Origin of the sequence: Terrabacter sp. C0L_2 (genome assembly GCF_036352015.1) — a bacterium.
Lineage (GTDB): Bacteria > Actinomycetota > Actinomycetes > Actinomycetales > Dermatophilaceae > Terrabacter > Terrabacter tumescens.
In genome coordinates this window covers 3,894,501-3,911,941 of record NZ_CP143557.1, presented here as the reverse complement: position 1 = coordinate 3,911,941, position 17,441 = coordinate 3,894,501, and the positions used below count along the sequence as shown (strand labels likewise).

The 17,441-nt window shown below is 72.3% G+C and carries 16 protein-coding genes; 10 read left to right on the top strand and 6 right to left on the bottom strand.

The window, feature by feature from the left end; translation table 11 throughout:
• Positions 1 to 234 precede the first annotated feature (234 nt).
• Complete coding sequence (gene rpsT / locus U5C87_RS18225; RefSeq protein WP_030146502.1) at positions 235 to 495, top strand: 30S ribosomal protein S20; 261 nt, start codon at positions 235 to 237, stop codon at positions 493 to 495.
• A 109-nt stretch (positions 496 to 604) separates the two neighbouring features.
• On the opposite strand, the gene U5C87_RS18220 is transcribed toward rpsT, so the two are convergent.
• Positions 605 to 1,165 (bottom strand): type II toxin-antitoxin system PemK/MazF family toxin, encoded by a 561-nt coding sequence (locus tag U5C87_RS18220; RefSeq protein ID WP_330473900.1) that lies wholly within the window; start codon positions 1,163 to 1,165, stop codon positions 605 to 607.
• 138 nt (positions 1,166 to 1,303) lie between these two features.
• Between U5C87_RS18220 and U5C87_RS18215 the strand changes: the two genes are divergently transcribed.
• The gene (locus U5C87_RS18215) at positions 1,304 to 2,533 is read left to right on the top strand and encodes an MFS transporter (RefSeq protein WP_330473899.1); all 1,230 of its coding nucleotides are present in this window, start codon (positions 1,304 to 1,306) and stop codon (positions 2,531 to 2,533) included.
• Positions 2,534 to 2,566: 33 nt separating this feature from the next.
• On the opposite strand, the gene U5C87_RS18210 is transcribed toward U5C87_RS18215, so the two are convergent.
• Both U5C87_RS18210 and U5C87_RS18205 read right to left on the bottom strand, forming a co-directional pair.
• Complete coding sequence (locus tag U5C87_RS18210) at positions 2,567 to 2,920, bottom strand: cupin domain-containing protein (RefSeq protein WP_330473898.1); 354 nt, start codon at positions 2,918 to 2,920, stop codon at positions 2,567 to 2,569.
• A complete protein-coding gene (locus tag U5C87_RS18205) occupies positions 2,908 to 4,035 on the bottom strand; it encodes a M48 family metallopeptidase (protein WP_330473897.1) in 1,128 nt (375 codons plus the stop codon). Before U5C87_RS18205 ends, U5C87_RS18210 begins: the two co-directional genes overlap by 13 nt.
• A 206-nt stretch (positions 4,036 to 4,241) precedes the next feature.
• Between U5C87_RS18205 and lepA the strand changes: the two genes are divergently transcribed.
• The 3 genes from lepA to U5C87_RS18190 all read left to right on the top strand — a co-directional run bounded on the left by lepA (position 4,242) and on the right by U5C87_RS18190 (position 7,520).
• Positions 4,242 to 6,086 (top strand): translation elongation factor 4, encoded by a 1,845-nt coding sequence (lepA, locus tag U5C87_RS18200; RefSeq protein ID WP_330473896.1) that lies wholly within the window; start codon positions 4,242 to 4,244, stop codon positions 6,084 to 6,086.
• A gap of 37 nt (positions 6,087 to 6,123) precedes the next feature.
• Positions 6,124 to 6,975 carry a helix-turn-helix domain-containing protein gene (locus tag U5C87_RS18195; protein WP_330473895.1) on the top strand — a complete coding sequence of 284 codons (852 nt, stop codon included), beginning with the start codon at positions 6,124 to 6,126 and terminating at the stop codon, positions 6,973 to 6,975.
• Between the two features lie 65 nt (positions 6,976 to 7,040).
• On the top strand, positions 7,041 to 7,520 hold the full coding sequence (locus U5C87_RS18190; protein ID WP_330473894.1) for a glyoxalase: 480 nt from the start codon (positions 7,041 to 7,043) through the stop codon (positions 7,518 to 7,520).
• A gap of 35 nt (positions 7,521 to 7,555) precedes the next feature.
• On the opposite strand, the gene U5C87_RS18185 is transcribed toward U5C87_RS18190, so the two are convergent.
• On the bottom strand, positions 7,556 to 8,377 hold the full coding sequence (locus U5C87_RS18185) for a tyrosine-protein phosphatase (RefSeq protein ID WP_330473893.1): 822 nt from the start codon (positions 8,375 to 8,377) through the stop codon (positions 7,556 to 7,558).
• A gap of 95 nt (positions 8,378 to 8,472) precedes the next feature.
• On the opposite strand from U5C87_RS18185, the gene U5C87_RS18180 reads away from it, so the two are divergent.
• Positions 8,473 to 9,735, top strand: a complete 1,263-nt coding sequence (locus tag U5C87_RS18180) for an MFS transporter (protein WP_330473892.1) — start codon at positions 8,473 to 8,475, stop codon at positions 9,733 to 9,735.
• A 40-nt stretch (positions 9,736 to 9,775) separates the two neighbouring features.
• Here the strand turns inward: U5C87_RS18180 and U5C87_RS18175 are convergent, their stop codons facing one another.
• On the bottom strand, positions 9,776 to 10,504 hold the full coding sequence (locus U5C87_RS18175; RefSeq protein ID WP_330473891.1) for a peptidylprolyl isomerase: 729 nt from the start codon (positions 10,502 to 10,504) through the stop codon (positions 9,776 to 9,778).
• 55 nt (positions 10,505 to 10,559) lie between these two features.
• On the opposite strand from U5C87_RS18175, the gene hemW reads away from it, so the two are divergent.
• From hemW to U5C87_RS18160, 3 genes are all read left to right on the top strand, one after another.
• Positions 10,560 to 11,795, top strand: coding sequence for a radical SAM family heme chaperone HemW (gene hemW / locus U5C87_RS18170; RefSeq protein WP_330473890.1), 1,236 nt, complete (start codon positions 10,560 to 10,562; stop codon positions 11,793 to 11,795).
• A gap of 24 nt (positions 11,796 to 11,819) precedes the next feature.
• Positions 11,820 to 13,373, top strand: coding sequence for an aldehyde dehydrogenase family protein (locus tag U5C87_RS18165; RefSeq protein ID WP_330473889.1), 1,554 nt, complete (start codon positions 11,820 to 11,822; stop codon positions 13,371 to 13,373).
• A gap of 141 nt (positions 13,374 to 13,514) precedes the next feature.
• Positions 13,515 to 15,257 (top strand): CHAP domain-containing protein, encoded by a 1,743-nt coding sequence (locus U5C87_RS18160; RefSeq protein ID WP_330473888.1) that lies wholly within the window; start codon positions 13,515 to 13,517, stop codon positions 15,255 to 15,257.
• An 8-nt stretch (positions 15,258 to 15,265) separates the two neighbouring features.
• Here the strand turns inward: U5C87_RS18160 and U5C87_RS18155 are convergent, their stop codons facing one another.
• On the bottom strand, positions 15,266 to 16,150 hold the full coding sequence (locus U5C87_RS18155) for a DUF3097 domain-containing protein (RefSeq protein WP_330473887.1): 885 nt from the start codon (positions 16,148 to 16,150) through the stop codon (positions 15,266 to 15,268).
• A 242-nt stretch (positions 16,151 to 16,392) separates the two neighbouring features.
• On the opposite strand from U5C87_RS18155, the gene hrcA reads away from it, so the two are divergent.
• The gene (hrcA, locus tag U5C87_RS18150) at positions 16,393 to 17,436 is read left to right on the top strand and encodes a heat-inducible transcriptional repressor HrcA (protein WP_330473886.1); all 1,044 of its coding nucleotides are present in this window, start codon (positions 16,393 to 16,395) and stop codon (positions 17,434 to 17,436) included.
• The last annotated feature ends 5 nt before the right edge of the window (positions 17,437 to 17,441 follow it).

Below are 17,441 nucleotides of genomic sequence, written 5' to 3'. Positions count from 1 at the left end.
TGCCTGCGGGAGGACGCCGATCCCTCGGTCACGAGGAGGGGCGTCACGGCATACGGCCGGTTTGGTCGTGCGCGCCGGGCGCTGGTAACTTTGACCCTTGCGTGCGCGCTCAGGTCGTGCGCGCATGCATGCTCCACCCAGAGCTGTTCACGCAGGGTGTCCCCACTCCCGGTCCCGAGCAGCTTTGCCGCCCTCTAACGGCAACCATCCGACCGAACGAAAGAAACCATCAACGTGGCAAACATCAAGTCGCAGCTCAAGCGCATCAAGACCAACGCGACGCGCACCGAGCGCAACAAGGCCGTCAAGAGCGAGCTTCGCACGTGGGTCCGCAAGGTCCGCGAGGCCACGGCCTCCGGCGACAAGGACGCAGCTGCCGAGGCCCTCAAGACCGCCTCGAAGAAGCTCGACAAGGCTGTCAGCAAGGGTGTCATCCACCAGAACCAGGCCGCCAACAAGAAGTCGGCCATGGCGAAGAAGGTCGCGTCGCTCTGACGCACACCCTGCACGCGTGAGCGGGCCCGTCACCTCGTGGTGACGGGCCCGATCTGCGTCCCGGGGCGTCCCGGGGCGTCCTGGAGCGTCCCGGAGCGTCCCGGGACGCTCAGCCGTGCAGGGCGCGTGCTGCCGCGACGACCTCGTCGTACCGGTCGCGGGGGAGCACGGCGCCCTCCCGGCGCACCCCGTCCGGGTCCACCCGGACGAGGCGGTTGACGCGCACCTCGCTGGGGCGGCCCTGCCGGTCCCAGGCGCCGGAGCCGATGTCGACCCACTCGCGGCCCGAACGGCGCTCCTGCTCCTCGTCGCGGTCGTGGTCCTTGCTCGTCAGGGGCAGCGCCACGAGCCAGTCGCCCTCGTGCCCGACGACGAGCACGGGGCGGTCCTTGCCCTGGCTGTGGTCCTCCTCGTAGGGCACCCACGTCCAGACGATCTCGCCCGGGTCGGGGCGGCCGTCCCGTCGCGGGGCGTACGTCGTGTCCGGCAGGCGCGTCGCGTCACCGGGGTAGGCGCCGGCCGGCCCGCCGGCGGGGGTGGCCGGGGTCGTGGAGGTGGCGGCCCCCCGGCCGGCGCTCGTGCGCGGGGCGGGTCGCCGGTCGGTCGCGGTGGAGCCGCTGCGCACGAGGCCGCGCAGCCGGCCGAGGAGTCGCTCGAAGGTGCTGGACATGGGAATCACCGTAGCCGCGCCGCCGTTACCGTTGGAGTCCGAGACCGGGTCGACGGCGATCCGCACCATGCCACCACGCCATGCCGCCGGTGCCACCACCGCTGGACGCCGCCGCACGACCGAACCCGGAGAGACCTCTTGAGCCCCGCCAGACGTCGCACGACCCTCGCCATCCTGGCCATCGCCGTCGGCGGCTTCGCCATCGGCACGACCGAGTTCGTGACGATGGGCCTGCTGCCGCAGATCGCCGAGGGCACCGGTGTCGACATCGCGACCGCGGGTCACTACGTGTCGGCCTACGCGCTCGGCGTCGTCGTCGGCGCGCCGCTCATCGCGGTCGCCGCCGCGAAGGTCCCCCGCAAGGGCCTGCTCATGGGGCTCATGGCCTTCTTCGCCATCGCGCACCTGGCCGTCCTCGCCGCCGACACCTACCCCACCGTCATGGCCGCCCGCTTCCTGGCCGGCCTCCCGCACGGCGCCTTCTTCGGCATCGGGTCGGTCGTCGCGGCCTCCCTCGTGTCGCACCACCGGCGCACGGCCGCCGTGGCCGCCATCCTCGGTGGCCTCGGCGTCGCGAACGTCGTCGGCGTCCCGGTGGCGACGCTGCTGGGTCAGCGCTTCTCGTGGCACCTGCCCTACGTGCTCGTCGGCCTCATCGCGGTGGTCACCGTCGTCGCCATCGGCCTCTTCCTGCCGCACCAGGCGCCGAGCGGCGACGAGTCCATGCGCGCCGAGATGCAGGCCCTGCGGCGGGTGCAGGTCTGGCTGGCCCTGCTCATCGGCGTCGTCGGCTTCGGTGGCATGTTCGCGATGTACTCCTTCATCACCCCGACGATGACCGAGCTCGCCGGCCTCGACGAGCGCTACATCCCGTGGGTGCTCGCCGCCTACGGCGTCGGCATGGTCGCGGGCATGGTGCTGAGCGGCCGCGTCGCCAACCGCGTCGGTGTGCTCAAGGGCATCATCGGTGCGCTCGGCCTCATCGCCGTCCTGCTCGCCGTCTTCGGCTGGGCCGCCCAGACGCTCTGGCTCGCCGTCGTCATGGTCTTCGTCCTCGGGCTGCTGCCCTCCATCGTCGTCCCGCTGCTCCAGACGCGGCTCATGGACGTCGCGCACGAGGGTCAGTCGCTCGCGGCTGCCCTCAACCACTCGACGCTCAACACCGCGAACGCGCTCGGTGCCTGGCTCGGCTCGCTCGTGCTGGCCGCGGGCTGGGGCTACGGCGCGCCGAGCCTCGTCGGCGCCGGGCTCGCGGTGCTCGGCGTCGGGGTGGCCGTCCTGTCGGCGGTGGTCGAGCGCCGTTCGCGTGCCGCGCACCCACCCGAGGCACAGAGCCGGCCGGCGCCCGTCACGTCGGCCCGGGCCTGACAGGGCGCCGGCCCGGCCGGGCCGGTCCGGCCGTCAGGCGAGCCACTCCGTGACGAAGCGCTCGGCGGCGTGGATGTGCACGGCCTCGTAGCCGTCCGGACCGGTGCGGAAGCAGTGCGGGGTCCCGGCGGGCACGACGAGCACCTGGCCGGCGTGGCCCACGACCTCGCGTGCCTCTGCGCCGGAGCCCACGGTGAAGGTGGCCGAACCGCGCCGGATGATGAAGGTCTCGGCGTACGGGTGCCGGTGCAGGCGCGGCCCGGCGCCCTCCCGGGTCGTCGACTCGAGGATGATGCTGATGCCCGCGCCGCCGGGCAGCTCCTCGTAGTTCTCGGTCCAGTCCTCGCCGTCCTGGCGTCCGTCGGCTCGGTCGATCAGGGTCTCCATCGGTCGTCCTCCCTGGTGGGGTCGCGGTGCTCGGGTGCGGTCGGGTCGCCGCCCTCACCCTCACGTCGAAGGGGAGCACCGTCGCTCGACACCGCGTCGACGGGCGACGCGGCATACGCTCCGTAGGTCTGCTGGACGGCGGCGTAGGCCGGGGGCTCGGCCACGGACGGGGCCGCCACCTCGAGCGGGGTCGGGACGAAGCCGACCATCGCGGGCAGGGCGTAGGCACCGGGAGCGGCCGGCGTGCCCCAGAGCCAGGGCTCCTTGGGGCGCCAGAGCAGGCGACCCGGACGGCGCCGGTCACGCAGGGCGTGCATGCGCCACAGCAGCACGGGGTGGCTCGCGGCCGCGTTGGTGACCCAGACGAAGAAGCCCGGCTCGGTGACGGCGCGGTCGGCCATGGCGTCGACGTCGACCGACCGGCCGAGGTACTTGCCGCCGGCGAGCGTGGCCATGGCCGAGCGGGCGCCCTGCGGCGCGAGGGCGTGGCCGTAGTTGTCGGCGGTGTACTCCTGTGCGCGGCTGAGGGTCGAGCCGATGAACGGGATCCACTGCGAGGCGAACGTGCCGAGGATGCGCCAGTAGCTGACGTGCCCGGCGGCGATGTGCCCGACCTCGTGGGCGATGACGAAGCGCAGCGCGTCCGGCTCGCGCGCCGCGCCGCCGACCTCGAGCAGGTCGCTGTTGACGAAGACGAAGCGACGGAAGCCGTGGCCCGACGCGGCGGCGTTGATGATGCCGTTGCCGAGCACGACGTAGGCGTCGGGGACGTACGACAGGCCCGACCGAGAGGCCGCGTCGACGAGCATCCCGTAGGCCTCGGGGAACTGCTCCGGTGTCAGCTTGATGCCGCTCAGGCGCTGCTGGGCCCACAGCTGCCCGCGCGCGAACCAGACGAGCACCGGGGCGAAGACCAGCGCCAGGGCGTAGACGTCGGGCGTGCGCCGCTGGTCGATCGCGACCGACACCTCCGAGACGGCCACCACGAGCAGCAGCACCGAGGTGACGATGGCGACGACGAGCGTCACGATCTCGCGGGGGTGCCGCACGTAGCGGCGCAGCGGCAGGTGCGACCCGGGGGCCACGGGCAGGACCTGCATGGGTTGGGCGCGCATGGCGGCCATTGTGCGTCACGACGGCGACCCTCGTCGGGTGCGAGGCACGACGGCGTGAGCGGCGGACCCCCAAAGCATGGGAGACTGTGGTGGTTGTGGCGGCACCAGGGCCGCTCGAGCGAGCCGATCGCCTCGGACGCCCGGCCCCGCCGACCAGCACCATCCCCGTCACCCTGACTCTGCGAGGTTCGTCCCACGTGTCGCCCATGGCCCGATCCGCGTTGGCACCCAACGCAACGCCGCCGGACCTGATCCGCAACTTCTGCATCATCGCGCACATCGACCACGGCAAGTCCACGCTGGCCGACCGCATGCTGCAGCTGACCGGCGTCGTCGACTCGCGCGCCATGCGCGCGCAGTACCTCGACCGCATGGACATCGAGCGCGAGCGCGGCATCACGATCAAGAGCCAGGCCGTGCGCATGCCGTGGGAGCTCGACGGCACGACGTACGCCCTCAACATGATCGACACCCCGGGCCACGTCGACTTCACCTACGAGGTGTCCCGCTCGCTCGCCGCGTGCGAGGGCGCAGTGCTCCTCGTCGACGCCGCGCAGGGCATCGAGGCGCAGACGCTCGCCAACCTCTACCTCGCGATGGAGAACGACCTCACCATCGTCCCGGTGCTCAACAAGATCGACCTGCCGGCGGCCCAGCCGGAGAAGTACGCCGAGGAGCTGGCCAAGCTCATCGGCTGCGAGCCCGAGGACTGCCTCAAGGTGTCGGGCAAGACCGGTGCGGGCGTCGAGCCGCTGCTCGACACGATCGTGCGCGACCTGCCGGCCCCGGTCGGCGACCCCGCCGCTCCCGCCCGCGCGATGATCTTCGACTCGGTCTACGACACCTACCGCGGCGTCGTCACCTACGTCCGCGTCGTCGACGGCAACCTCAGCCCGCGCGAGAAGATCGTCATGATGTCGACCCGGGCGACGCACGAGCTGCTCGAGATCGGCGTCATCAGCCCCGAGCCGGTGCCCTCCAAGGGCCTCGGGGTCGGCGAGGTCGGCTACCTCATCACCGGCGTCAAGGACGTGCGCCAGTCGCGCGTCGGCGACACGGTGACCAACGCGAGCAAGCCGGCGACGAAGGACCTCGGCGGCTACCGCGACCCCAAGCCGATGGTCTTCTCCGGCCTCTATCCCATCGACGGCTCGGACTATCCCGACCTGCGCGACGCCCTCGACAAGCTCAAGCTCAACGACGCCGCTCTCGTCTACGAGCCCGAGACGTCGGCCGCGCTCGGCTTCGGCTTCCGCGTCGGCTTCCTCGGGCTGCTGCACCTCGAGATCGTCCGCGAGCGCCTCGAGCGCGAGTTCGGCCTCGACCTCATCTCGACCCAGCCCAACGTCGTCTACGACGTGACGATGGACGACGGCAAGGCCGTGCACGTCACCAACCCGAGCGAGTACCCCGACGGCAAGATCCGCGAGGTCAGCGAGCCCGTCGTGCGTGCCACGATCCTCGCGCCGAGCGAGTTCGTCGGCGCGATCATGGAGCTGTGCCAGCAGAAGCGCGGCAACCTGCGCGGCATGGACTACCTCTCCGAGGACCGCGTCGAGATGCGCTACACCCTGCCCCTCGCCGAGATCGTCTTCGACTTCTTCGACCAGCTGAAGTCGCGCACCCGCGGCTACGCCTCGCTCGACTACGAGCCCGACGGTGAGCAGGTCGCCGACCTCGTCAAGGTCGAGATCCTCCTGCAGGGCGAGACCGTCGACGCCTTCTCGGCCATCGTGCACCGCGACAAGGCGTACGCCTACGGCGTCATGATGGCGAGCAAGCTCAAGGACCTCATCCCGCGCCAGCAGTTCGAGGTGCCGATCCAGGCGGCCATCGGCTCGCGCATCATCGCCCGCGAGAACATCCGCGCCATCCGCAAGGACGTGCTCGCCAAGTGCTACGGCGGCGACATCAGCCGCAAGCGCAAGCTCCTCGAGAAGCAGAAGGAGGGCAAGAAGCGCATGAAGATGGTCGGTCGGGTCGAGGTGCCGCAGGAGGCCTTCGTCGCTGCGCTCTCGAGCGACGGCGACTCCGGCAAGAGCAAGAAGTAGCCGTCCTCGGAGGCACGCGCGGTCGTACCGTGGTGCCGTGGAGGCGGACTCCCTGGACGGTGAGCGGGCCACCCGCATCGGAGCGACGCGGGTGGAGCACCACGAGCACGTGCCCACCGCTCGGCTGTCCGGACTCGTCGAGCGTGCCGTCGGCTACCGCCTGTCGGGCTTCCCTGCGGGGATCCACGTCGGTATGCCGTCCCGCACCGTCACGCTGGTCGTGCCCCTGGGGCAGCCGCTGACGGTCGCCGACGGTGGTGGGCTGCCCCGGAGCCACAGCTCGGTCGTCGCCGGCCTGAGCGCGGCGCCGTCCCACATCCACCACGACGGCGCCCAGCACGGTGTCCAGCTGGCCCTGCGACCGGAGGCGGTCCGCGCCCTGTTCGGGATGCCGGCCGCGGAGCTGGCCTCGCGCTCCTACGACCTCTCGGACGTCGTCGGGGCGCAGGCGGAGACCCTGCGCGACCGGGTCCATGGCGCCGAGGCGTGGCCCGACCGCTTCGGGCTCGTGGACGACTGGCTGGTCGGGCTGCTCGACCGCGCACCACGTCTCGGCACGCCGGACCCCGAGGTCCTGGAGGCGTGGCGACTCATCGGCGTCTCCGGGGGATCGGTGCCGGTCCGCGACGTGGCCGCGCGGGTGGGCTGGTCGATGCGGCGGTTGCAGTCGCGGTTCCGGCACGAGTTCGGGGTCAGCCCCAAGACCGTGGCGGTGCTCCGTCGGTTCGAGCGGTCCGTGCCGCTCGTCGCCGGTCGCCGGCACGCCCTGACCGACGTCGCGCTGCGCTGCGGGTGGACCGACCACGCGCACATGGACCGGGACTGGCGCGCGCTGGCAGGCACCTCGCCGACGCGGTGGCGGACAGAGGACGTGCTCGCCGCCCACTGAGCGCCCGCGAGTGTCGCGCGCATTCGTCCAAGACAGGCCTGTCGCAGTGGCCGCAGGGTGGGGCCATGGACAACGAGATGAGCTCAGGCAGCAGGACCACCATCGGGACGGACGGCGAGGCGGCAGAGGGTGTCGGAGCGGGAACCATTGCGGCACAGGCGCGCCCGGACCACAACGTCTGGGTCGGTCTCAGCTACGAGGACCCGCTCGCCGCGCGCGAGTGGCTGCGCGCCCTCGGCTTCGTCGACGGCGTCGTCGTGCCGGGGGAGGCTCTTGGCGAGATCAGGCACAGCGAGATGCTCTGGCCGGAGGGCGGCCGCGTCATGGTCAGCAGCCGCGCGCGGACCGACCCCACCTTCGTGTCGGGACCGGGGGCGGCGACGGTCTACGTCGTCGTCGACGATCCCGACCTGGTCTGGGAGCGGGGCCGGCGCCTCGGCGCCGTCGTGCAGCGTCCGCTCGAGGAGACGGACTACGGGTCCCGCGGCTTCTCGGTGGTGGACCCGGAGGGCACGAGCTGGAGCTTCGGCACCTACGCCGGGTGAGGGCATACGACAGCGCGTGACGGGTCCCGGACGGCTCAGTCGTCGAGGAGCTTGTGGTGCATCCGGTCCGTGTCGGCCGACGTCCAGCCCTGCGTGCGGAGCCAGCCGTGCACGCCCCCGTGCCGCTCGTCGAGGGCGTCGAGGAGCAGGCGCATCGTGTCGGTCGTGGGGGACTGCTGCGCCACCGTCTTGTCGGCGAGGTTGCGGGCGTAGGCCGGCCGCGAGCGCAGGCGCTCCATGATGGCCGCGACCCGCTCCGCGGAGGCCGCGAAGTCGGCGATGACGAGATCGTCGGGCACGTCGACGACCTTGAGCGCGAGGCCCACCACGGTGCCGGTGCGGTCCTTGCCGGCGGCGCAGTGCACGACCGCGGCGCCTTCGCTCGAGGCGATGGCCTGCAGGGCTGCGACGACGGAGTCGGGACGGCTGGCGAGGTAGGAGAGGTAGTGCTCCGACCAGAACCGGTCGTGCGCACGGTCCTGGTCCGGGTCGCGCCTCGCGGCCGTGAGCTCGCGTCGCTCGTCGGTCTCCCACGGCAGGGCACGCTCGGCGGCCGGGATGCCCGACTCGTCGGTGTCCTCGCGGTAGAGCGTGTGGTGGTGGTGGGTCACGCCCTCGACCGCGCGGAGGGGGCCGTCACCCTCCTTGGCCAGCTCGACGTGGGTGCGCAGGTCGACGATGTCGGTGACGCCGTAGTCGCCCACGAGCGTCTCGACGGCGGCGGGGGAGAGGTCCTGGAGGTTGTCCGAGCGCAGCAGCCGGCGAGGGCGGACGGTGTCACCGTCGGCTGTCACCATGCCTCCGAGGTCACGCATGTTGACGACGCCGTCGATCTCGATCCAGTGGGGGAGGTACACGTCAGAAGCCTATGCGACCTCAGTAATTCCGTTGCGGCGACCTGCCTACCGTCAGATATCTTGACGTCGAGACAGATTGAGCGAGGGAGACGAGCGTGACGTCCAGCACCACTCCACCCGTGGTAGCACCCCTGACCCGGCGGGGCGTCCCGGTGGACCACGACCTGCGCATCCTCGCCGTCGGGTCGTTCGCCAACCGGTTCGGCGCCGGCGCCGTCCTCACGACGAGCGCGCTCTACTTCACCCGGCAGGTCGGCTTCAGCGCCACCGAGGTGGCGCTCGCGATGTCCGTGTCGGCGATCGTCGGCATCGTCGTCCAGGTGCCCGCCGGGCACCTCGGCGACACCCTCGGGCCGCGCCGGGTGCTCACCGCGTTCATGGTCGGCGCCGCGGTCTTCAGCGCACCGCCGGTCCTCGCGACCACCCCCTGGGCGCTCGCCCTCCTGCTCGGCGTGCTCGCCTTCTTCGAACGGGGCGCGGGCGCCGTCAACCAGGGCGTCATCGCCCAGCTCGCGACCGGCGGCCGCGGGGTGCTCTTCAAGGCCTACCTGCGCGCCGTCACCAACACCGCCCTCGGGCTCGGCTCCGTCTTCGGTGGTGCGGCCCTCATCATCGACGAGCGCTGGGCCTACGTTGGCGTCTTCGTCCTCAACGCCGTCTTCACCGGGTTCGCGGCCTGGAACACGACGCGGCTGCCCGACATGGCGCCCCACGCCCGGGCGGCCGGGGAGCCACGCCTCGCCGTCGTGCGCGACTGGCCCTACGTCGTCATCACCATCCTCACCGGGCTCTTCTCCCTCCACTTCTTCGTCATGGAGCTCGGGCTCGCGCTCTACGTCTCCGCACGCACGGCCGCGCCGACCGTCATGGTGGCGATCCTGCTCATCCTCAACACCGCTGCCGTCGCGCTCTTCCAGGTGCGTCTGTCGCGCCGCGCGGACTCGGTGGAGGCCGGTGCGCGGGCGCTCGTGCGCGGGGCCTGGTGGATCGCGGCCGGCTTCGCCGTCGTCGCGCTCGCCGACCGGGGGAGCCGCTGGCTCGCCGTCGGTGCCCTCGTCGTCGGGTCCCTCGTGCACGTCGTCGGCGAGATGATCGGCTCGGGCGGCCAGTGGGGGCTGCAGATGGGGCTCGCGCCGCACGAGCGGCAGGGGCAGTACCAAGGCTTCGCCGGGCTCGGCTTCAGCGTGCTCGCGGTCGTCGCGCCTCCGGTCGTCACCTACTTCTGCGTCGACCTCGGCGAGACGGGCTGGCTCATCCTCGCCGCCTTCATGGTCGTCATCGCGCTCGTGTCGGTCCCGGCGGCCCGGTGGGCGCTCGCGTCCCGGGCCCGCTACGGCGTCACGACGCACTCCGGCTGACGGCGGACCGACGTGGCGCGGCCCGACGCCGTCGCGTGGGTCAGCGTGGCCGGACGTCGATGCGGAGGATGCTGATCGACTGCCAGGGCGGCCCGTCGTCCCTGAAGTCCTCGCCGCCGACGGCTGCGACGTGCTCGACGACCGCGAGTCCCGAGGTGACCCGCCCGATGAGCGAGTAGACGGGCGACCCGGACGCCACGGTGAAGGCGTGGTGGACGATGAAGAACTCACCCGACGTGCTCGGGAAGCCGTCGCCGCGCGCCACGCCGACGTCACCGACCCGGTAGGTGCGATCGGCCGGGACGTTCTCGAGCGGCAGGCCGTAGCCGGGCTCGGCCGTGCTGCGCCCCGTCGGGTCGCCGCACTGCAGGAACGCCGTCGGTGCCGGTGCCGAGGTGAGCCGATGGCAGACGCTCGGGCTCCAGTAGCCGGACCGCGCCAGTGTGACGAACGAGGCCACGCTCCTCGGGGCCCGCTTCCCGTCGAGCACCAGTGACACGTCCCCGCACGTCGTGTGCAGGACGGCGCTCCACTCGGCGCCGAGCGCGACCGACGCGGGCGGTGGGGTCGCGAACGTCGGGTAGGTCGAGGGCGCGACCGGCGGAGGTGCGCACGTGCCGGCCGAGGTCCGCGCCGGAGGACCGGTCTCGCCCGGTCGGGGCTGGGAGGTCGCGGTGGAGCACGCGGCAGCCGCCAGGGCGAGCGCGGCCGACACCATGCCCGCGACGACGCGCGACGCCCTGGGTCGTGACGGCTGCCCACCAGCCATGAGGGCAGCGTACGTCGTGGACGGGACACCGCTCCGGGGCTGGGACAATGGAGGTATGCCGCCCTCCGCCCTGCCCGACGGCGACCCCGCTCCCGCCACGGGTGAGCTGCCACCCGCAGCCCTCTCCGACGTCTCGCGGACCGACCTCGGCATCTACGTCCACGTCCCGTTCTGCACGGTGCGCTGCGGCTACTGCGACTTCAACACCTACACCCTGACCGAGCTCGGCGGTCCCGGCGCCAGCATCGGCATCGACACCTACGCCGACGCGGCCGTGCGCGAGCTCGACCTCGCCCGAACCGTCCTGGGCGACGAGGCGCCGGCCGTGTCGACGGTCTTCGTCGGCGGTGGCACTCCCACGATGCTGAGGTCACGCTACCTCGTGACGGTGCTCGACGGCATACGCGACCGTTTCGGGCTGGCGCCGGACGCCGAGGTCACGACGGAGGCCAACCCCGACTCCGTGACGCCCGAGTCGCTGCGCGAGCTCGCCGACGGGGGCTTCACCCGCGTCTCCGTGGGCATGCAGTCGGCGGTGCCGCACGTGCTGCACACGCTCGAGCGCACGCACGACCCCGAGAACGTCGCGCGCGCCGTGGCGGCCACCCGCGCTGCCGGCATGCAGGTCAGCGTCGACCTCATCTACGGCACGCCGGGGGAGTCGCTCGAGGACTGGCGCCGCAGCCTCGAGGCCGCGATCGCGCTCGAGCCCGACCACGTCTCCGCCTACGCGCTCGTCGTCGAGGACGGCACGAAGCTGGCCGCTCAGGTGCGTCGTGGTGTCGTGCCCGCGCCCGAGGACGACGACGAGGCGGACAAGTACGAGCTCGCCGACGAGCTGCTGACGGCCGCGGGCTTCGGCTGGTACGAGGTGAGCAACTGGGCCCGCTCCGAGCGGCAGCGGTGCCGCCACAACGTCGCGTACTGGGCCGGCACGAACTGGTGGGGCGTCGGGCCGGGCGCGCACAGCCACGTCGGCGGTGTGCGCTGGTGGAACGTCAAGCACCCGAGCGCGTATGCCGGCCGGCTGGCTGCCGGACAGTCGCCCGCCCACGCACGTGAGACCCTCACCGACGACCAGCGCTACGACGAGCGTGTGCTGCTCGGCACACGTCTCGTCGAGGGACTGCCCGTCTCGGATCTGCGAGGATCAGGCCGCACCGCGGTGGCCGGCCTCATCGCCGACGGTCTCGTGGACGGGTCTGCGGCCCTGCGGGACTCGCGGCTCGTCCTGACCCGCCGGGGGCGGCTGCTCGCCGACACCGTGGTGCACCGGCTCCTCGCCGCCTGAGGGGCCCCGACGAAGAAGGGCGCCATGAGCGAGACCGTGTCGACGACGACCCCCGGTGAGATCCCCGACGAGACCTCCGGCGACGGGACGAGCCACCCCGAGCAGGTCGGAGCCGTCGCAGACAGCGCGCCGGCGGACCGCGTCCCGGCGGACGCGGTGGCGGCGGCACGCCGCGCCTTCGAGCAGGACGTCACCAAGCCGCGCCCGTGGCGGGTCGCCCAGCTGCGGGCGCTGCGAACCCTGCTCGTCGAGCACGAGCACGAGCTCGCGCAGGCCCTGCACGCCGACCTCGGCAAGAGCGCGACCGAGGCCTGGGTCACCGAGACCGGCTTCGTCGTGCGGGAGATCGACCACACGCTGCGCCACCTGCGGGCCTGGACCGCGCCCCGTCGGGTCCGGGTCCCCTTGTCGCTCAAGCCGGGACGGGCAAAGATCGTGCGCGAGCCGCTTGGTGTCGTGCTCGTCATCGCGCCGTGGAACTATCCCGTCCAGTTGTGCCTGGCGCCGCTCGTCGGGGCGCTCGCCGCAGGGAACGCCGTCGTGCTCAAGCCGAGCGAGGTCGCCCCGGCCACGTCCGCGCTCCTCGCGCGGCTCCTGCCGATGTACCTCGACACCTCCGCCGTGCACGTCGTCGAGGGAGGGGTCCCGGAGACGACGGAGCTTCTCGCGCAACGCTTCGACCACATCTTCTACACCGGCAACGGCGCGGTCGGGCGGATCGTGCTCGAGGCGGCGACCAAGCACCTGACGCCGGTGACGCTGGAGCTCGGGGGCAAGTCGCCGGCCTACGTCTCCGACGACGCCGACCTCCCGATCGCGGCGCAGCGTCTCGTATGGGGCAAGTTCACCAACGCGGGCCAGACCTGCGTCGCGCCGGACTACGTCATCGCGAGCCGGCAGACGCTCGAGGCGCTGAAGCCCCTGCTCGTCGACGCCATCCGCGCGGCCTTCGGCCCCGATCCGTCGACCTCGCCCGACTACGGACGCATCATCGGCGCCCGGCACTTCGACCGCCTCGCCGCACTCGTCGACCCGGCGCGGGTCGTCACCGGCGGCCGGTCCGACGCCGCGACCCGCTACCTCGAGCCGACGGTCGTCGACGTGGTGGACGCCGACGACCCGCGCGAGCTGGTGATGCGCGAGGAGATCTTCGGGCCCGTCCTCCCGCTCGTGCCCGTCGACGGGCTCGACGTCGCCATCGACTTCGTGAACCGCCGCGACAAGCCTCTCGCCCTCTACGTCTTCACCACCTCCGACGCCGTGCGACGACGCTTCGAGCGCGACACCTCCTCGGGCGCGCTCGCCTTCAACGTCCCCCTCGCGCACCTGGCCGTGCCGGGCCTTCCCTTCGGGGGCGTCGGGGCGAGCGGGACTGGCGCCTACCACGGCGAGCGGTCCATCGAGCTCTTCTCCCACGCCAAGTCGGTGCTGTCGCTGCCGACCCGGCCGGACACGACCGTGTTCGTGCGGCCGCCGTTCTCCTCTGCCAAGCAGCAGGTGATCCGTCGGGTCGCCGTGCCGGGCCGGCGTCGGGGTGGACGGGGCGCCTCCCGCGGCGCCGCACCGGGCGCTGAATGACAGCGGTGTCATTAGCACTACATTGAGCGGATCGGGGGGATTTCTCGTTCGTGTCGCGTGGGATTTCTGGGAAAGGAGTGTGCTCCTGGCGGGAATGTCCTAGATTGCGGGTGGCATTCACGGCGATCACGGGAGACTCACATGCCTCTGGCCACCGACGACCAGGCAGGTCGGGTCCCGGACCTCCCCGCCTTCCCAGCGGCCCCTGTGGGCCCGGTAGCCCCGGTCGCGCCCGCAGCGCACCGACGCGGGCGCGCTGCCACCGTCCTGCTCGGCATCGTCGCGATGCTCGTGGCCGCCGTCGGCCTGGCCGCCCCGGCCCGGTCGTCCGAGTGGACCGTCCTGTGCACCGGCTACGACGCGTGCGCCAAGGCGGGCTACTTCAACGCGGGCTACAAGGAGCACGCGAGCACGAGCTACTGGAGCCAGTCCACGGGCCACAACTGCACCAACTACGTCGCCTACCGCCTCGTGACCAACGGCCTGCCCAACAAGCGCCCGATCCAGCTGACGGGCAACGCCTACCGGTGGGGGAGCGCCTTCGCGTCCCAGACCGACGACGCGCCGGCCGTCGGCTCGGTCGCCTGGTGGGGCACGGCCTTCTCGGGCACCGGCCACATCGCCTACGTCGAGAAGGTCGTCTCGGCCAACCAGATCCTCGTCTCCGAGGACAACTGGGGCGGTGACTTCCGGTGGCGCTCGATCACCCGCTCGGGTGGCCTCTGGCCCGCAGGCTTCATCCACCTCGCCGACCAGGGCCCGAAGGTCGCCGCACCGGCCGACTACCCGACCTACCGCCCCGTGACACCGACCCGGATCGTCGACACCCGCAGCTCGCTCGGAGCCGCAGGTCCGCTCGCGGCGGGCAGCGACACGAGCATCCTCGTCGGCGGCCGTGCCGGGCTGCCGAAGACGGCCGTGGGAGCCGTCGTCGTCAACGTCACGGCCGTGCGTCCGCAGGCGGCGGGCTGGATGCTGACCTACCCGTCGGGCACCTCACCTGCCGCCTCGTCGACCCTCAACTACGACGCCGGGTCCACCGTGGCCAACCAGGCCGTCGTCGGCGTCGGCAGCGACGGCCGCATCCGGCTCAAGGTGAGCCAGCGCACCGACGTCCTCGTCGACGTCGTCGGGTGGTACCCCGCCTTCGGCAACCTCTCCACGACGACGCCGACGCGCATCCTCGACACCCGCTCCGGCCTGGGAGCGCCCACAGGCCGACTCGTGCCGGGTGGCCGCATCGACCTCGCGGTCACGGGCAGCGACGTGGTCCCGGCGGCGGGCGTCGACTCCGTGCTGCTCAACGTCACGGCCGCGCGGCCCACCAAGGACGGCAACCTCGCGGTCTGGCCGACGGGCACCACGATGCCCAACTCGTCCTCTCTCAACTTCTCGACCGGGTCGTCCGTCTCCGGGCTCGTCGTCGCCAAGGTCGGCAGCAACGGCCGGGTGAGCATCCGCACGTCGGCCGCCACCGACGTCGTCGCGGACGTCGTCGGGTGGTACCCGTCCGGGACCGACTACGAGGGCCTGACGCCGGCCCGGCTCCTCGACACGAGGAACGGCACCGGTGCCGCGTCGGCCGGCGCGCTCGCCGCGGGCAGCGTGCAGCGCCTCAAGGTGACCGGGCGCGGAGGCGTCCCGACGACCGGGGTCAAGGCCGTGGTGCTGACCGTCGTCGTGACCGGGCCCCAGCAGCCGGGCTACCTCACGGCATACCCCTCGGGGACGAGCCGGCCCACGACCTCGAACATCAACTACGTCGCCGGCCAGACCATCGCCAACACCGCGGTCGTCACCCCGAGCGCCGACGGCTACGTCGACCTCTACGTCTTCGCGTCCACCCAGGTCGTCGCGGACGTCCAGGGCTACCTCAGCCGCTAGGTCGGCGGCTACGCCCCGGGTTCGGTGACGAAGTCGATGAGCTCCTCGACGCTCGCGAGGAGCGTGGGCTCGAGGTCGGCGTAGGACCGCACCGTCCCGAGGATGCGCTTCCACGCCTGCGCGATGTCGGCCTGGCTGGAGTGGGCCCACCCGAGCTCGGCGCAGATGCCGTGCTTCCACGAGGTGCCGCGCGGAATGACCGGCCACTGCTGCCAGCCGAGCCGCTCGGGTCGCACGGACTGCCACACGTCGACGTAGGGGTGGCCGAGGACCTTCACGTGGCGGCTGATCCCGGGCAGCGCGCGCGCCTGCTCGACGATGCGGGCCTCCTTCGTGCCGGGCACGAGGTGGTCGACGAGGACGCCCATCCGGCGTCCGGGGCCGGGCTGGAACTCGGCGATGATGCCCGCGAGGTCGTCGACGCCGTCCATGAGCTCCACGACGACGCCCTCGACCCGTAGGTCGTCGCCCCAGACCTTCTCGACGAGCTCGGCGTCGTGACGACCCTCGACGTAGATCCGCGAGCCGCTCGCCACGCGGGCTCGCGCCCCCTCGACGGCCACCGAGCCGCTCGCGGTCCTCGAGGCGGCACGCCGGGCCTCGGCGAGGGCGGCGCCGGCGGCTGCCTTCGGCGGGGTGAGCGTCACGGGAGCCCCGTCGAGGAGGAAGCCCGGTCCCAGGGGGAAGGCCTTGGTGCGTCCGCGGCGGTCCTCGAGGTGCACGACGTGCATACCGCCCGCCTTCTCGACCCGAACGACCGCGCCGACCCAGCCCGTCTCGACCTCCTCGACGACGAGGTCGGGCTCGGCGGGGGTGGGGGTGGACCGGCCGCGCCTCGGGGCACGCCAGTCGCCGCTGAGCACGTCGGATCCGTAGCGATCGTTGGGGGACACGACAAGCGAGCGTATGCCGCGTGCCGGCGCTCGGCGGGACGCCACGCTGGGTGCCCCTCGGGTCCACCGCGCAACGGCTCCGGGGCCGCATACGGTTGGATGAAATCGGAGATCCGCGGGGCACGACGTAGACTTGGCACTCGTCGATCGAGAGTGCCAGACCGACAGCGACAGCCAGAGCCGGCCAGAGCGACAGCAAGAGTGACAGGCCGGGAGCGCCGGACCGTGGAGGAGGGAAGACGATGAGCGAGGACCGCAGGCTGATGGTGCTGCGCGCGATCGTGCAGGACTACGTCCAGACCTCCGAGCCCGTCGGCAGCAAGGCCCTCGTCGAGCGTCACCACCTCGGCGTCAGCGCCGCGACGGTGCGCAACGACATGGCCCTGCTCGAGGAGGAGGGCCTGATCCACGCGCCGCACACGTCGGCCGGCCGGGTGCCCACCGACGCCGGCTACCGCGTGTTCGTCGACCGGCTCAGCGCCGTCAAGCCGCTGGGCCAAGGCGAGCGCCGGGCCATCGGGCAGTTCCTGCAGGGCGCGGTGGACCTCGACGACGTCGTCGACCGCACCGTGCGCCTGCTGGCCAGCCTGACGCGCCAGGTCGCCGTCGTGCAGTACCCCTCGCTGACCCGGTCGACCGTGCGCCACATCGAGCTCGTCCCGATGGGCTCCTCGCACCTGATGATCGTCCTCATCGTCAACACCGGCCGCGTCGAGCAGCGCGTCGTCGACACCAGCCGCGTGCTGAGCGACGCCACCGGTGAGGCCCTCGTCGCCTCGATCCGGTCGCGCATCAACGAGGTGGCGGCCGGCGTGCCGTTCACCGTCGCCGCGACGCGGCTGCGCCGTCTCGTCGGCGAGGCCGACGAGACCGACCGCGCTGCCTTTGAAGCCGTCGTGTCGGCCCTCGGCGACGCCCTCGTCGAGGAGCGCGAGGAGCGTGTCGTCCTCGCCGGACAGGCCAACCTCGCCCGGGCCGGCGCGGACTTCCCGCGCAGCATCGGACCCATCCTCGAGGCCCTCGAGGAGCACGTCACCCTGCTGCGCCTGCTCGGCCAGCTCGGCGACGACCCCGAGCTCGTCTCGGTGCGCATCGGGTCGGAGAACCCCGTGACCGGGCTCCAGTCGACCTCGCTCGTCTCGATGGGCTACGGCTCCGGCTCCGAGCGCGTCGCGAGCCTCGGGGTGCTCGGCCCCACCCGCATGGACTACCCCACGACGATGGCGTCGGTCCGGGCCGTCGCGCGCTACGTCTCCGAGATCCTCGACGAGAACCAGGCCACCTGACCCAG

Excerpts from the sequence above, each read along its gene's own strand:
- U5C87_RS18175 (WP_330473891.1), bottom strand. The coding sequence starts at position 10,504 with ATGGCTGGTGGGCAGCCGTCACGACCCAGGGCGTCGCGCGTCGTCGCG.
- hemW (WP_330473890.1), top strand. The coding sequence starts at position 10,560 with ATGCCGCCCTCCGCCCTGCCCGACGGCGACCCCGCTCCCGCCACGGGT.
- hrcA (WP_330473886.1), top strand. The coding sequence starts at position 16,393 with ATGAGCGAGGACCGCAGGCTGATGGTGCTGCGCGCGATCGTGCAGGAC.
- U5C87_RS18210 (WP_330473898.1), bottom strand. The coding sequence starts at position 2,920 with ATGGAGACCCTGATCGACCGAGCCGACGGACGCCAGGACGGCGAGGAC.
- U5C87_RS18165 (WP_330473889.1), top strand. The coding sequence starts at position 11,820 with ATGAGCGAGACCGTGTCGACGACGACCCCCGGTGAGATCCCCGACGAG.
- U5C87_RS18160 (WP_330473888.1), top strand. The coding sequence starts at position 13,515 with ATGCCTCTGGCCACCGACGACCAGGCAGGTCGGGTCCCGGACCTCCCC.
- lepA (WP_330473896.1), top strand. The coding sequence starts at position 4,242 with ATGGCCCGATCCGCGTTGGCACCCAACGCAACGCCGCCGGACCTGATC.
- U5C87_RS18220 (WP_330473900.1), bottom strand. The coding sequence starts at position 1,165 with ATGTCCAGCACCTTCGAGCGACTCCTCGGCCGGCTGCGCGGCCTCGTG.
- U5C87_RS18190 (WP_330473894.1), top strand. The coding sequence starts at position 7,041 with ATGGACAACGAGATGAGCTCAGGCAGCAGGACCACCATCGGGACGGAC.
- U5C87_RS18205 (WP_330473897.1), bottom strand. The coding sequence starts at position 4,035 with ATGCGCGCCCAACCCATGCAGGTCCTGCCCGTGGCCCCCGGGTCGCAC.